The organism is Dorea sp. D27 (assembly GCF_001185345.1).
Classification (GTDB): Bacteria; Bacillota; Clostridia; order Lachnospirales; family Lachnospiraceae; genus Extibacter.
Window position 1 is genome coordinate 864,773 of record NZ_KQ236743.1, and the last position, 13,456, is coordinate 878,228.

Annotated in this window: 14 protein-coding genes, 1 pseudogene and 2 riboswitches; of the genes and pseudogenes, 14 read left to right on the plus strand and 1 reads right to left on the minus strand. The window is 51.4% G+C overall.

The window, feature by feature from the left end:
• Window positions 1-91: 91 nt before the first annotated feature.
• Window positions 92-223: riboswitch (molybdenum cofactor riboswitch) on the plus strand.
• Between the two features lie 48 nt (window positions 224-271).
• From HMPREF0980_RS04120 to HMPREF0980_RS04180, 14 genes are all read left to right on the plus strand, one after another.
• Window positions 272-751, plus strand: coding sequence for a 4Fe-4S dicluster domain-containing protein (locus tag HMPREF0980_RS04120; protein ID WP_049727848.1), 480 nt, complete (start codon window positions 272-274; stop codon window positions 749-751).
• On the plus strand, window positions 748-2,550 hold the full coding sequence (locus HMPREF0980_RS04125; protein WP_049727849.1) for an aldehyde ferredoxin oxidoreductase family protein: 1,803 nt from the start codon (window positions 748-750) through the stop codon (window positions 2,548-2,550). Before HMPREF0980_RS04120 ends, HMPREF0980_RS04125 begins: the two co-directional genes overlap by 4 nt.
• A gap of 104 nt (window positions 2,551-2,654) precedes the next feature.
• Complete coding sequence (locus HMPREF0980_RS04130) at window positions 2,655-2,930, plus strand: MoaD family protein (RefSeq protein WP_049727850.1); 276 nt, start codon at window positions 2,655-2,657, stop codon at window positions 2,928-2,930.
• Between the two features lie 2 nt (window positions 2,931-2,932).
• Window positions 2,933-3,418 (plus strand): NADH-quinone oxidoreductase subunit NuoE, encoded by a 486-nt coding sequence (gene nuoE, locus HMPREF0980_RS04135; protein WP_049727851.1) that lies wholly within the window; start codon window positions 2,933-2,935, stop codon window positions 3,416-3,418.
• Entirely contained in the window at window positions 3,419-4,126 is a 708-nt protein-coding gene (locus HMPREF0980_RS19710; RefSeq protein WP_330375843.1) for a (2Fe-2S) ferredoxin domain-containing protein, read from the plus strand.
• On the plus strand, window positions 4,059-5,237 hold the full coding sequence (locus HMPREF0980_RS19715; protein WP_330375844.1) for an NADH-ubiquinone oxidoreductase-F iron-sulfur binding region domain-containing protein: 1,179 nt from the start codon (window positions 4,059-4,061) through the stop codon (window positions 5,235-5,237). The genes HMPREF0980_RS19710 and HMPREF0980_RS19715 overlap by 68 nt, the downstream gene beginning before the upstream one ends.
• A complete protein-coding gene (locus tag HMPREF0980_RS04145; RefSeq protein ID WP_049727852.1) occupies window positions 5,237-5,998 on the plus strand; it encodes a 2Fe-2S iron-sulfur cluster-binding protein in 762 nt (253 codons plus the stop codon). Before HMPREF0980_RS19715 ends, HMPREF0980_RS04145 begins: the two co-directional genes overlap by 1 nt.
• A gap of 13 nt (window positions 5,999-6,011) precedes the next feature.
• Entirely contained in the window at window positions 6,012-6,989 is a 978-nt protein-coding gene (gene moaA / locus HMPREF0980_RS04150) for a GTP 3',8-cyclase MoaA (protein WP_049727853.1), read from the plus strand.
• A gap of 6 nt (window positions 6,990-6,995) precedes the next feature.
• Window positions 6,996-7,424: an MOSC domain-containing protein gene (locus tag HMPREF0980_RS04155; RefSeq protein WP_049727854.1), complete on the plus strand. Its 429-nt coding sequence runs from the start codon at window positions 6,996-6,998 to the stop codon at window positions 7,422-7,424.
• A gap of 18 nt (window positions 7,425-7,442) precedes the next feature.
• A riboswitch (molybdenum cofactor riboswitch) is annotated at window positions 7,443-7,580 on the plus strand.
• 114 nt (window positions 7,581-7,694) lie between these two features.
• Window positions 7,695-8,591 carry an ABC transporter substrate-binding protein gene (locus HMPREF0980_RS04160; RefSeq protein ID WP_049727855.1) on the plus strand — a complete coding sequence of 299 codons (897 nt, stop codon included), beginning with the start codon at window positions 7,695-7,697 and terminating at the stop codon, window positions 8,589-8,591.
• A gap of 33 nt (window positions 8,592-8,624) precedes the next feature.
• Window positions 8,625-9,308 (plus strand): ABC transporter permease, encoded by a 684-nt coding sequence (locus HMPREF0980_RS04165; protein ID WP_049727856.1) that lies wholly within the window; start codon window positions 8,625-8,627, stop codon window positions 9,306-9,308.
• Window positions 9,295-9,900: an ATP-binding cassette domain-containing protein gene (locus tag HMPREF0980_RS04170; protein WP_049727857.1), complete on the plus strand. Its 606-nt coding sequence runs from the start codon at window positions 9,295-9,297 to the stop codon at window positions 9,898-9,900. The genes HMPREF0980_RS04165 and HMPREF0980_RS04170 overlap by 14 nt, the downstream gene beginning before the upstream one ends.
• On the plus strand, window positions 9,897-11,129 hold the full coding sequence (locus tag HMPREF0980_RS04175; protein WP_049727858.1) for a molybdopterin molybdotransferase MoeA: 1,233 nt from the start codon (window positions 9,897-9,899) through the stop codon (window positions 11,127-11,129). The genes HMPREF0980_RS04170 and HMPREF0980_RS04175 overlap by 4 nt, the downstream gene beginning before the upstream one ends.
• Before the next feature lie 24 nt (window positions 11,130-11,153).
• Window positions 11,154-13,061, plus strand: a complete 1,908-nt coding sequence (locus HMPREF0980_RS04180; protein WP_049727859.1) for a molybdopterin biosynthesis protein — start codon at window positions 11,154-11,156, stop codon at window positions 13,059-13,061.
• A 119-nt stretch (window positions 13,062-13,180) separates the two neighbouring features.
• Here HMPREF0980_RS04180 and HMPREF0980_RS19890 read toward each other — a convergent pair.
• Window positions 13,181-13,297: pseudogene (locus HMPREF0980_RS19890) on the minus strand (ABC transporter permease); the annotation flags it as partial.
• Window positions 13,298-13,456 lie beyond the last annotated feature (159 nt).

Below are 13,456 nucleotides of genomic sequence, written 5' to 3' on the forward strand. Positions count from 1 at the left end.
CAAAAGTGAAGCGGAAAATATAAAAAACATACAAAATACGACATATTTTTATGGTATTATCCGGCAATATATATTATACTATATATAAGAACAATTTAAAAAACTCCGAGTCCTGCATTTCCGACGTATAGAACCGGTTACATATACGGGAAAGCCGGACCAATGGGTATCACCGGGAACGGTGGTGCCTGCCTGATTGCGAAGGAGTCCATTATTATATCGGAGGATATAGTAATGGATTTTTCTATGTAGAAAAGGAGGTATTTAGAGCATGGGAAAACAGTTATTGATTAAACCCGAAAAATGCCTGGGGTGCAGAACGTGTGAACTCATCTGTTCCTTTGGGCATAATGGCGCGTTTAATCCGAGATTTGCCAATGTAAGCGTCATGGCATACGAAGAGGCGGCTATCAGCATTCCGGTCATGTGCATGCAGTGTGAGGACCCCTGCTGTCTGGATGTCTGTCCGGTAGGCGCCATCTCCCGGGATGATAAGGACGCGGTCGTGATAAACACGGACAAATGCATCGGGTGCAAGATGTGCATGAATGCGTGTCCGCTCGGCAATATCGGATTCAACACGGAGAGGAGACAGGTGCATAAGTGCGACCTGTGCGGCGGAGAGCCCAAATGTGCGAAATTCTGTCCCACCGGAGCGATTACATATGAAGACCCGGAAGAGGGGATTGACAGAAGGCGTGCTGTAGCTGACCACTTTAAGGATGTATTCGGAGAGGAGGCAAAAGCATGAGGAACGGATATATGGGACAGATTCTGAGAGTGAATCTGGATACGAGAGAGATTATAAAAGAACCCCTGGATATGCAGGCAGCAAAAGATTTCGTAGGTGCCAGGGGACTTGGGACAAAATACTTCTGTGATGAGGTGGATCCAAACGTAGATCCTCTCGGGCCGGACAACAAGCTTATATTCATGACGGGACCTCTGACCGGAACAGCGGCATCCTGCAGCGGCCGGTACGAAGTAGTAGCGAAGGCGCCGCTCACGGGAACCATCGGTGCTGCCAACTCAGGAGGGCATTTCGGACCGGAGCTTAAATATGCAGGATATGACGGCATCATCTTCGAGGGTGCCAGCGACCGTCCGGTGTATCTCTACATCAATGATGACACGGTGGAACTAAGAGACGCCGAAGACCTGTGGGGCAGGACGGTGTATGACACGACAGATGAGCTGAACAACAGATGCGGGGCTTCTTTCAGAATATCGTGTATCGGGCCGACAGGCGAAAATCTCTGCCTGTATGCGGGCGTTATGAATGATAAGCACCGTGCGGCCGGCCGGGGAGGCCTCGGCGCGGTGATGGGGAGCAAGAGATTGAAGGCGGTCGCAGTAAAAGGTACAAAGTCCATCCATGTTGCCCGCCCGGAGGGATTCATGGATGCCATTGCACATGCACGGACTATGCTGAAAGCCCATCCCGTAACGGGAGAAGGGCTTGGGGCCTACGGGACGGAGATACTCGTCAATATCATCAATGAGTCCGGTGCGCTGCCGCTTCGCAACGGCCGGGACGGTTCTGTATTTGCAGATGCAGACAATATATCCGGGGAAGCGCTGGCAGAAAAATACCTCATCCGCAACAAGGGCTGCTTCGGCTGCTGCATCGGATGCGGGCGCGTCGTCGATATTCCGGACGGCCCGTTCAAATCAAGAGGCGAGGGGCCGGAATACGAGGCAGGATGGTCCTTTGGCGCGGATTGTGGAATTGACGACCTGGAGGCTGTATGTAAGGCCAACTTCATCTGCAATGAATACGGATTCGACCCCATAACGCTGGGAGCTACGATAGCGTGCGCCATGGAATTGTCCGAGGCAGGATATCTGACCGAAGAAGATACGGGCGGTATAAAGATACGGTTTGGCGACGCGGCCACCATGGTGAAGCTTGCAGAGCTGACCGGTAAGAACGAAGGGTTCGGCGCGCAGCTTGCATTAGGCTCTTACAGGCTGGCAGAAAAATACGGACATCCCGAACTATCCATGTCTGTGAAGAAACAGGAGATGCCGGCATATGACGGACGTGCAATGCAGGGAATCGGCCTGGAATACGCGACCTCCAACCGGGGCGGCTGCCATGTGCGCGGGTATATGACATCACCGGAAGTATTAGGGCTTCCGACGAAGATGGACCCTCTTGTGACAGAAGGCAAGGCAGGAATGCTGAAGGTATTCCAGGATCTGACGGCTCTGATCGATTCTGTGGGAATCTGCCTGTTTACCTCTTTTGCAATCGGGCTGCCGGAAGTGTCGGCACAGTACAGGGAAGCAGTGGGAAGCGATGAATCGGATGCTGATATCCTCCTGAAAGGCGAACGTGTATGGAATCTTGAGAAGAAGTTCAATATTGCAGCAGGCGTGGAGAAAGATACCCTTCCGCCGAGGCTGTTAAGAGAGCAGCTGCCGGAAGGGCCGGCACAGGGCAAGGTGAATGAACTTCACACGATGCTTAACGAATACTACCAGGTAAGAGGCTGGAATGCAGACGGCATCCCCACCCCGGAAAAGGATCAGGAACTGGGACTGTAGCTGAAGACAAGAGACTTGCACAGCAGATAGAGCATGTCGGCACAACCTGCAGGGGGAGGGCGTCTCTTGCCAAGAGCCCTTCCCTCTGGAAGAAAGGACTAAACATGCAGATTAAATTCTTTGCATATCTCAGGGAATATACCGGGTGTAAGACAACGGACTTTCCTTACAAGGAGGACCTCTATCACCTGGCCCATGCTCTTTGCGATACGTATGGCGGGAAGCTTCGGGCGAAGATGCTCTCTCCGGACGGGGAGGACCTGGGAGAAGAGATTATTATCCTTGTGAACGGAAGGCATGTGGCACATCTGGGCGGAATCCACGCAAAGCTGGAGCCTACGGATATCGTGTCCATCTTTCCGGTTGTAGCAGGGGGGTAAAGGTGGTGGAAGTATTGGAAGTATCCAGAGAAAGTATAGAGGAGATGATTCACTCCTATGAATGTAACCAGAGGTATGCGCTGGCGATTATGCAGGACATGCAGAGAAGATACCAGTATGTCCCGAAAGAAGGCCTCCGCGCCCTGGCGGAATATCTCGGTTGCCCGGTGTCCGCCTTGTATGCCATGGCTACTTTTTATAAGGCATTAAGTCTTGTACCCAAGGGCGAACATATCATCAAGTGCTGTGACGGGACTGCATGCCATATCAGAGGCGCGTCCACGCTCATAGACGGGGTGGAGCGTGAGCTTGGCATCCGCCCGGGGGAGACGACAGGCGACGGCCTGTTCTCCTTTGAGACCGTGAACTGTCTCGGGTCCTGCGCGCTGGCGCCGGTACTGGTGGTGGATGACGTGTATTATGGCAAGGTGACGCTGGAAAAGCTGAAAGAGATTATACAGACGGTCCGGGAAGGTGGTGCAGTCTAAATGAAAAAACAGATATTAATCTGCTGCGGTACCGGCTGCCGGGCCAATGGAAGCATGAAGACGGCAGAAGCACTGAATACGGCAGTAAAAAAACAGAACGGACATGCAGAGGTTATTGCTGACATAAAGACAACAGGCTGCAACGGTTTCTGTGAAAATGGACCAATTGTTAAAATTATGCCTGATAATCTGGTATACTATAAAGTAAGGCCGGAAGATGCAGACGAGATTGTAGAAAAAAGCGTGCTTATGGAGGAGGAAATCAGACGCCTCATGTATAAGGACGATTCCGGGAAGCCGGTCCGTTCCCAGGAAGAGAATCCTTTTTATGCCCACCAGCATAAGACTGCTCTGCGGGATATCGGAAGGATTGACCCGGAAAGTATAGACGATTATCTGGAAGCAGGCGGATATGAAGCCCTAAAGAAGGCAGTATCCGTGTCTCCGGAAGAGATTATCGACGAGGTGGAAAAGTCCGGCTTAAGAGGCCGTGGCGGCGCGGGATTCCCTGCGGGCCGGAAATGGAGGACTGCCAGAGGGTACGATAATAATCCGAAATATGTAGCCTGTAACGGTGACGAGGGAGACCCGGGTGCGTTCATGGACCGCTCCATACTGGAAGGAGACCCTCATTCCGTCATTGAAGGACTGGCCATCGCCGCGATTGCGGTGGGTGCGGAGGAAGGATTTTTTCTACATCAGAGATGAATATGACCTGGCGGTAAAGCATGTCAGGAAAGCGATACAGGACGCAGAGAGCAGGGGAATGATCGGAGCGTCTGTAATGGGTTCGGGGCATGCACTGAAACTATCGGTGGTACGGGGCGGAGGAGCCTTCGTCTGCGGGGAATCGACGGCTTTGATGGCTTCGATTGAAGGCCGTGTCGGGGAACCGAGGGCAAAATATATCCGCTCGGTACAGAGGGGACTCTGGAATCAGCCTACTGTATTGAATAACGTGGAAACACTGGCGAATATTCCGAAGATTTTACTGGAGGGCGGTGAGAAATTTGCTGAAACCGGAACAACGGGAAGCAGCGGCACCAAAGTATTTGCCCTTGTAGGGAAGGTAAAAAGGACAGGGCTTGTAGAAGTGCCTATGGGCACTACATTACGGCATCTCATATATGATATCGGCGGGGGAATCCTTGGGAACCGCCCGTTCAAGGCGGTTCAGACCGGAGGACCATCCGGGGGATGCATTCCAGAGTCGATGCTGGACCTGAAGGTTGACTTTGACTCCCTTGCAAGCTATGGGGCGATGATGGGCTCCGGCGGCATGATTGTCATGGATGACAGAAGCTGCATGGTCGAGGTCGCCAGATACTATACGAACTTCCTCTGTGAAGAGAGCTGCGGGAAATGTACGCCATGCCGGGAAGGCTTGAGAAGGATGCTGGAGATACTGACCGATATATGCGAAGGAAGAGGACGGGAAGGCGACATCGGACTGCTTGAGCGGCTCGGCCATGCAATGCAGGATGCTTCCCTTTGCAGCCTCGGAAAGACAGCAGCCAATCCGGTGCTGACGACGATACAGTATTTCCGGGAGGAATACGAAGCACATATCAGGGAGAAGAGATGTCCGGCAGGCGTGTGCAAGAATCTGACCCGCTTTGAGATTGTGCCTGATAAATGTGTCGGGTGCGGCATGTGTGCCAGAGGATGCCCGGTAGATGCAATCAGCGGCGGGAAAAAGGAAACACATGTCATCGACCAAGCAAGGTGCATCACCTGCGGAAGCTGCCGGGAGGCCTGTAAATTCAGCGCTGTCATAGCCGCGGGAAGGGAAAATATTTCGGAAGGGAGGCAGGCGTAATGACCAAAAAGCAGCAGATAGACATTAAAATCAACGGCAGGCCCTGCACCTGTACGAAAGGAGAGTTCCTGCTGGAAGTCGCAAAGAGAAACGGATTCTATATTCCTACGCTCTGCCATCATCCGGGGATAGCGGAACAGGGATGCTGCAGGGTATGTCTTGCTGAAGTGGCGGAGAATGGGAGAAGTAAGATCGTAGTATCCTGTGTCTATCCGGTAGAGAGGCCCTGTGAAGCATATACTGACAGTGAACGGGTGAAAGAGGACAGAAGCGTGGTGCTTATGCTTCTTGCCATGCGGGCGCCAGAAAGTACGGAAATCAAGGCTCTTTGCAAACAGTATGGGGCGATGGACCACAGTCGTTTTAAACCTATTGACGGGGAGAAATGCATCATGTGCGGCCTGTGTGCCAGAGCCTGTGCAAGCCTTGGGGCGGGAGCTATCTCAACGGTGTTAAGAGGTACGTCAAAGAAGATATCGACGCCTTATGATGAACCGTCAGAGACTTGTGTCGGATGCTTAAGCTGTACGAAGGTTTGTCCCACCAATGCGATAGCATATACGGAAGACAAGGACAAAAGAAGCATATGGGGAAGGGGATTTACGCTTATCAGCTGCCCGGAATGCGGGGAGCCTATCGGCACGAGGGAAGAGATGGAGCTGGCCGCCTTAAGAAGCGGTGAAGAGGTACAGGAGCTGTGCCCGAAGTGCAGGAAGAAAAAGATGTCGGATGTGCTGGCGCATACGTATGGCATTGAGTAAAAAGGAGTTGCACATGTTAGACGAGTATGGACGCAGCATCAATTATATAAGAGTATCCGTGACAGACCGGTGCAATCTGCGGTGTACGTACTGTATGCCGGAAGAAGGCGTGGAACAGGTGTCCCACAGCGATATCTTATCCTATGATGAGATTGCCCGCGTTATCAGACTCTGTGCGGAGAGAGGAATATCCAGGGTAAAGCTTACCGGAGGGGAGCCCCTTGTCCGCAGAGGACTTCCCTCCCTTGTAGAGACATTGAAGCAGATTCCCGGAATCGAGCAGGTCACGCTGACGACAAACGGGGTGCTTCTGAAAGAGCAGATGGGGGCGCTTGCCGGGGCAGGAATCGATGCAGTAAATATCAGTATTGATACATTGGATCAAGAGATGTATGCGCATATTTCAAGAAGAGATAAGCTGGCTGATGCACTGTCGGGGCTTGAAGAAGCCCTTAAGTACCGGGAAGTGAAGGTGAAGATAAACTGCGTCCCGCTGCTGGGAGTAAATGAAGACCAGTGGGTGCCGCTATCGCTTCTGGCAAAGGAAAAGCCGGTAGATGTAAGATTCATCGAGATGATGCCCATAGGATATGGGAAAAAGTATCAGGGGAAGACGCAGGAGGATATCCTGTCTGTACTGAGAGAGGCATATGGGGAAGAAAGGTGTTCAAGCGGGGTGTTCGGCAACGGGCCAAGTACGTATGTGGAATTCCCGGGCTTTCGGGGAAAGATTGGATTCATCAGTGCCATGTCCCACAAATTCTGCAGCGAATGCAACCGCGTAAGGCTGACGTCAGAAGGGCTGCTTAAGCCGTGCCTTCAATATGCTGCAGGGGAGGACTTGAGGACGCCGCTGAGGCGGGGAGCCTCGGAAGACGAGCTGTCCCGGCTCATCGGACGGGCCATATACCATAAGCCCCTAAGCCACCACTTTGAGATGGAAGAAGGGGAAGGATTTGAAGAAAAGCAGATGTCTAGAATTGGAGGTTGAGCGTAGATGGGAAAGGTAATCGCAGTCTGCAAAAGCTCTGCCAAAGGTACTCAGAAGACGAATGTAGGTGAGGCGGCCTTTCTGGAAGACTATGGAATAGAAGGCGATGCCCATGCGGGCAAATGGCACCGCCAGGTAAGCCTTCTGTCCCATGACAGGATTGAAGCATTCCGGAAGAAAGGAGCCGAGGTCGCAGACGGTGCCTTCGGAGAGAATCTTGTAGTGGAGGGAATCGATTTTAAAACGTTGCCGGTAGGCACGAGATTCCAATGCAATGAGGTGGTACTTGAGCTGACCCAGATTGGTAAGGAATGCCACCAGGGATGTGAGATATTCCAGAAGATGGGCGACTGTATCATGCCCAGGGAGGGAGTGTTCGCAAAAGTAATCAAAGGAGGTGTAATCAGGACCGGTGACATGTTGGAAATAATGTAAATGCGTAAAAACAGCATATTGATAGCAGGAATTCGAGCTTTGCAGTCTAAAGCGTTCCGGGAGCCGATATCCGGGATGCCATGATGAAAAGCCAATGGGTATGATCCGAAAGGGACATGCCTTCCGTATTTGAAAAGAATGTCCGCACAGATTCCTTACAGGGATAATTTAGCGTGGTCTTCTTTTTCAAAGAGCCACTTTTTTTATTACATTTAGAAACTTTGGCTCCTGTGCATGTAATACGCGGAACTTGAAAAGGAGGAGAGATTTATGAAGAAGAAGCTATTGGCAGTGTTTCTCGTTGCAGTGATGAGTTTTTCCCTTGCTACATGTGGAGAAAAGAAGGAAGAGAAAAAAGAAGAGACAAAAGAGACGACAGAAGAAAAGAAGGAAGAAAAGGCTGAGGACAAGGGAAAGCTTATGATGGCAACGACCACCAGTACGGAAGATACGGGGCTCCTTGATTATCTGAAGCCTGTCTTTAAAGAAGATACGGGATGGGATCTGGAGTGGAGTGCTGTCGGTACGGGAGAAGCCCTCAAAATGGGCGAGAATGGAGATGTTGATGTAGTCCTTGTTCATGCAAAAGCGAGTGAAGAGGAATTTATCGCCAACGGGTTCGGCGTGGAGCGGTTCCCCGTTATGTATAATGACTTTGTTGTGGTCGGTCCAAAAGAGCCGGTTGCAAAGACGGATGATATTAACACGGTGTTTACGCAGATCATCAACGACCAGCTTCCGTTCGTATCGAGAGGAGATGATTCTGGTACGGATAAAAAGGAAAAGAAAATCTGGGAAAGCTTAAGCCTTGACCCGGCGGCAGACCCGAACTATATCGAATCCGGACAGGGCATGGGAGCTACGATCACTATGGCGGACGAGCAGAAAGCGTACTGCCTGACAGACAGGGGGACATGGCTCAAACAGAGCAAGGACGCAACGCTCGAAAGCGAGCTTGAGATTATATGTGAAGGTGATAAGAATCTTCTGAACCAGTACGGTGTCATCGCGGTCAGCCCCGATAAATATCCGGAGGTCAACAATGAAGGCGCCAACGACTTCATAGAGTGGATCTGTTCAGACAAGATCCAAAAGCTCATCGGGGAATACGGAACCGACGAGTACGGACAGGCACTATTTACGCCAAATGCAGGGACGGATTCATAGAAAGAAAAAGATTTGCAGCGGGGGACGGATATTATGTGGGAATGGCTGAAAAGTATAGTGTCAGATACCGGAATTATGAGCGCTGTCAAGGTGACATTCATCATGGCGGTTTCTTCGACTGCCATTTCCTCCGTGCTTGGCATTCTATTCGGGCTTCTGCTGGAGCGTTTTTCCTTCCCCGGCAAAAGAATCGTCGTCCGCATCAACAGGACTCTAATGGGGGTGCCTCCGGTCGTGGCAGGCCTGGTCGTGTACCTTCTGATTATGCGGAGAGGGCCTTTAGGTCCTCTGTCGCTGTTATTTACCATTAAGGGTATGGTTATCGCCCAGGTTCTGATTATCACGCCTATCATCAGCGGCATGATCTATTCTTATGCCAGGAAGGCGGCACCGTCAATCAGAGTATTTGCTGCCACCATGGGCGCTGACAGATGGCAGACCGCCAGATTGATCATAAGAGAACTGCGGAAGGAAATCTATTTCTGCATGGTGACAGGGTTCGGAAGGTCCATCAGTGAAGTAGGGGCTGTGATGCTCGTAGGGGGGAACATAAAAGGAAGGACAAGAACGATGACGACTACGATTTCCCTCCTCAAGAGCCAGGGGATATTTACGGAAGGGGTTGCCCTGGGCATTGTGCTGCTTGTCATGGCTTTTATACTGCAGTGGATCTGCGACCTGCTCCAGAAAGAAGGGGAGGAAGATGAGAATTACTGATCTTGAGAAGACAATCGGAACGTTCCATATGGAAGTGGATGATTTATATATAGAGCCTGAGAAGATACACGGCATCGTGGGGCCAAATGGCTGCGGCAAGACCGTGTTTCTGAAGATAGCGGCCGGGATTCTTCCACCGGATACGGGGACCGTCGATTATGACGGCCTCTCGCCCCGGGATATCACGATGATGTTCCAGCGGCCTTATCTTATGCATACGACAGTGTATGAGAATCTCATATATCCGCTGAAAATCCGGGGCATCCGACCGGATGAGGAAGAGATTGACAGGATGCTCTCCCGCGTCGGGCTGAAGGAACAGAAGAGGCAGTATGCCCGTTCGCTTTCCAGCGGAGAAAGGCAGAAGCTATCGTTCCTCCGGGCCGTTATTTTTAAACCAAGAATGATCATGGTGGATGAGACGCTGTCCAATCTGGACTCTGAGAGCGAGGAGCTGTTTGCAGGGATGATAGGCGAGATACAGAAGGTAAGGCCTGTCACATGGCTGATTGTTAACCATCAGATGGATCATATCTGCCGGCTCTGTGATGAGATGCATTACATGGAAAAAGGAAGGTTTGTAAAAAGATGAAGCTGCTTAAGGTGGATACTATTGATGAGGCCCGTGGGAAACTTACGGACGTGCTTAAGGAAAAAGGAAGGAAATCCGCTGTAAAAGGAATCCTGGATGCGGCAGGATATGTGCTGGCGGAAGACATCCGTGCAGAAGAACCTGTGCCTGCGTTCCGAAGGTCCACGGTGGACGGTTATGCGGTACGGGCTTTGGATACAGGAGGGGCATCGGAGAATATGCCGGTGTTTTTAAAGATTACCGGTGAAGTCAAGATGGGACAGCCGGCAGAAATGAAGGTGGCTGCAGGGGAGTGCGTCTATGTCCCCACCGGAGGGATGGTGCCGGACGGCACGGACGCTGTGGTCATGGTGGAATACTGTGAGCTGTTTTCAAGTGATGAGACTGCAATATATAAGGCCGCAGCCCCCGGCACTAATGTGGTACAGCCGGGAGAAGACATGAAGGCGGGTGAGCTTATCCTTTCCAGGGGCAGGAAAATAAGACACCAGGAGACAGGAGCGCTGGCGGCTCTTGGTATTACAGAAGTGCCGGTGTATGAGCCTTTTTGCATCTCGATTATCTCTACAGGGGATGAGCTCGTATCTCCTTCGGATGAACCATATCCGGGGCAGGTAAGAGATATCAACACTTACGGCCTCCATGCACAGGCTTTGAAATGGAATTTCCGGGTACGGCATGAGACTGTCTTAAGGGATGACCGGGCACTTCTTATGCATACTGTGAAAGCCTTTATGGCGGACAGCGATATCGTGGTCGTCTCAGGAGGAAGTTCCCAGGGGAAAAAGGATGTGACGGCCTCTGTCATAGAAGAGCTTGCAAGTGAAGGCGTGTTCACCCATGGACTTGCTTTAAAGCCCGGAAAACCGACAATCACCGGCTATGATAAGCCGTCGGAGACGCTGCTTCTCGGCCTCCCGGGCCATCCGGCTGCAGCCATGATAGTATTTGAAATACTGGCAGGATGGCTGTGGCGGAATCTGACAGGAGAAAAAGAAGCCTTTGGCATCCCGGCAGTGATGTCTACGAATGTGCCGGCGGCACCCGGCAGACAGACATGCCAGCTCGTGAAGATCGAGAGGGGGAAGGGCGCAGAGAACCTGGCCGTCCCGGTACTGGGCCGCTCCGGCCTCATCACTACGCTTACAAAGGCAGACGGGTACGTGCTCACCGGGGAACATGCAGAAGGACTTAAAAGGGGAGAGCACGTAACCGTATATCAGCTTTAACTTACAGGAGAAAGGGGAAGACATATGGGCAGGAGAAACATATACCTGAATACCGTTCCGATAGATGAGGCGACGGCTGTCTATAAAGAAGCGGTGCTGAAAGTGATGAGCCGGAAGGCCGAGTGGGTGAGGACCGAGGAAAGCCTTGGGAGGATAACCGCATCGGCGGTGCATGCGAAATACTGCTCCCCTCTCTATAATGCGGCGGCCATGGATGGGATTGCAGTCATTTCTGCACATACGGCAATGGCTTCGGAAGCAAGCCCCCAGGTGTTAAGACAGGGGGAGGATTACCTCGTCGTAGATACTGGGGATCCGGTACGTATGCCCTATGATGCTGTAATCATGGCAGAAGATGTGCTGGAAGCAGAAGAGGACAGTGTGAAAATCATAAGCCCGGCCCCGGCCTGGCAGCATGTGCGTCCTGTGGGGGAGGATATCGTGGCAGGAGAGATGCTTCTGGCAGGAAATGCAAAGATACGCCCCATTGATATCGGTGTTCTCTTAAGCGGCGGGATTGTCAAGATAGAAGTCGTGAAGAAACCGGAAATAGGCATAATCCCTACAGGTACAGAAATCATTGAGGCGGACGAGGAGCCGGGGGAAGGGGATATCATCGAATCCAATTCCCGGATGTTCGCCGCCATGACTGAAAGCGGCGGTGGCGTCCCGAGACGCTATGCGACAGTGCCCGATGATTATGAAAAGATAAAAGAGGCTGTCCTGACTGCTGTAAGGGAAAACGACATCGTCATTGTCAACGCTGGTTCCAGTGCGGGTACAGAAGATTATACGGTGCATATCTTAAGAGAATTGGGGGAGGTCCTTGTCCACGGGGTGGCCATCAAGCCCGGAAAACCAGTGATTCTATCTGTTGTAGAAGGGAAGCCTGTTATCGGGCTGCCGGGATATCCTGTATCTGCATATATTGATTTTGAAAATTTTGTCCGACCGGTTATGGATTTATATTCCGGGGAAATGAAGTCCCGTAGGAATGAGATGGAAGCTGTTTTGTCGAAACGGCTCGTCTCCTCGCTGAAACATAAGGAGTATGTGCGTGTGAAGGTGGGAAAAGTTGACGGACGCTTTGTGGCATCCCCACTTGCCAGGGGGGCAGGGGCAGCCATGAGTCTTGTCCGCGCCGACGGGTTCTGTATCATAGATAAGAACAGCGAAGGTTACGAGGCCGGTGAGACGGTGAGGGTGGAACTATTCAGGGATATGGAGGAGATCAGCCATACGGTGGTGGCGGTCGGAAGCCATGACTTGATTCTGGATATTCTGGCAGATAGGATGCCCCTCGCCCATCCGGGGATGTATCTTTCCAGCACCCACGTGGGCAGCATGGCAGGGCTGATGGCTTTAAAGCGCAGGGAAACGCATCTGGCGCCCACACATCTTCTGGACGAGGAGACAGGCGTCTATAATATCTCTTATCTGAAACGGCTGTTTACAGACAGAAAGCTGGTATTAGTCAAAGGAGTGAAGCGGATCCAGGGCATCATCGTAAAAAAGGGAAATCCGCTGGGAATAAAAGGAATCAGCGACCTTACACGGGTGAACTATGTAAACCGGCAGAGGGGAGCGGGAACGAGGGTATTTCTCGACTATAAATTGAAAGAAGCAGGGATTGATTCGGCGGAAATCGACGGATATGATAAAGAGGCATCCACGCATATGGCAGTGGCGGCTCTTGTGAGGAATGGAGATGCAGATGCAGGTATGGGAATCTATTCCGCGGCAAGGGCGATGGATCTTGATTTCCTTCCGGTGGGTGAGGAAGAATATGATTTTGCCATTGAAAAGAAGAATCTGGATCTTCCGGAAGTACAGGCTTTTATTGAAGTGCTGAAAAGCAGCTGGTTTAAGGAAAAAGCAGAGGCTGCCGGCGGATATGGACTTAGCAGGGCCGGGGAAATCGTGGAAGTGTAGACAGGACGTTAATAAAGAAGGCTATGTAGACAGCTGTGGGTAAACCGCAGCTGTTTTGTGCGTTTGATGGGCCAGGCCCGGCACATATATAATCATCTGTTCTCTGTGGAGCAACAAAGTCATACCCGTTTTAGATAAATCTTTTCCAGAAAGTTTATGAGCGAATACAACCCCATTGCCATGATGCAGAGAAGCACGATGGACATCAGGAGCCAGTCGAGTTTAAAGACCTGGGAGGGGATTTAGACAGTATGAATACCATGACGAGCCGGGCTCTAGCTATTACTGCGTTGTACCGTGTCTGAATCTATGGTAAAATCATATATATGAAGTCCCGGCCTGGACTTTGAATCAGCATGGCGGTAAAAAAATAAATGTCAGAGAGGTAGAACATA

What these genes read in the sequence shown, in the direction of transcription:
- HMPREF0980_RS19710 (WP_330375843.1), top strand. Translation starts at nt 3,419, where the DNA reads ATGAAAAAACAGATATTAATCTGCTGCGGTACCGGCTGCCGGGCCAAT.
- moaA (WP_049727853.1), top strand. Translation starts at nt 6,012, where the DNA reads ATGTTAGACGAGTATGGACGCAGCATCAATTATATAAGAGTATCCGTG.
- HMPREF0980_RS04170 (WP_049727857.1), top strand. Translation starts at nt 9,295, where the DNA reads ATGAGAATTACTGATCTTGAGAAGACAATCGGAACGTTCCATATGGAA.
- HMPREF0980_RS04155 (WP_049727854.1), top strand. Translation starts at nt 6,996, where the DNA reads ATGGGAAAGGTAATCGCAGTCTGCAAAAGCTCTGCCAAAGGTACTCAG.
- HMPREF0980_RS04160 (WP_049727855.1), top strand. Translation starts at nt 7,695, where the DNA reads ATGAAGAAGAAGCTATTGGCAGTGTTTCTCGTTGCAGTGATGAGTTTT.
- HMPREF0980_RS04130 (WP_049727850.1), top strand. Translation starts at nt 2,655, where the DNA reads ATGCAGATTAAATTCTTTGCATATCTCAGGGAATATACCGGGTGTAAG.
- HMPREF0980_RS04125 (WP_049727849.1), top strand. Translation starts at nt 748, where the DNA reads ATGAGGAACGGATATATGGGACAGATTCTGAGAGTGAATCTGGATACG.
- HMPREF0980_RS04180 (WP_049727859.1), top strand. Translation starts at nt 11,154, where the DNA reads ATGGGCAGGAGAAACATATACCTGAATACCGTTCCGATAGATGAGGCG.
- HMPREF0980_RS04165 (WP_049727856.1), top strand. Translation starts at nt 8,625, where the DNA reads ATGTGGGAATGGCTGAAAAGTATAGTGTCAGATACCGGAATTATGAGC.
- HMPREF0980_RS04175 (WP_049727858.1), top strand. Translation starts at nt 9,897, where the DNA reads ATGAAGCTGCTTAAGGTGGATACTATTGATGAGGCCCGTGGGAAACTT.
- HMPREF0980_RS04120 (WP_049727848.1), top strand. Translation starts at nt 272, where the DNA reads ATGGGAAAACAGTTATTGATTAAACCCGAAAAATGCCTGGGGTGCAGA.
- HMPREF0980_RS04145 (WP_049727852.1), top strand. Translation starts at nt 5,237, where the DNA reads ATGACCAAAAAGCAGCAGATAGACATTAAAATCAACGGCAGGCCCTGC.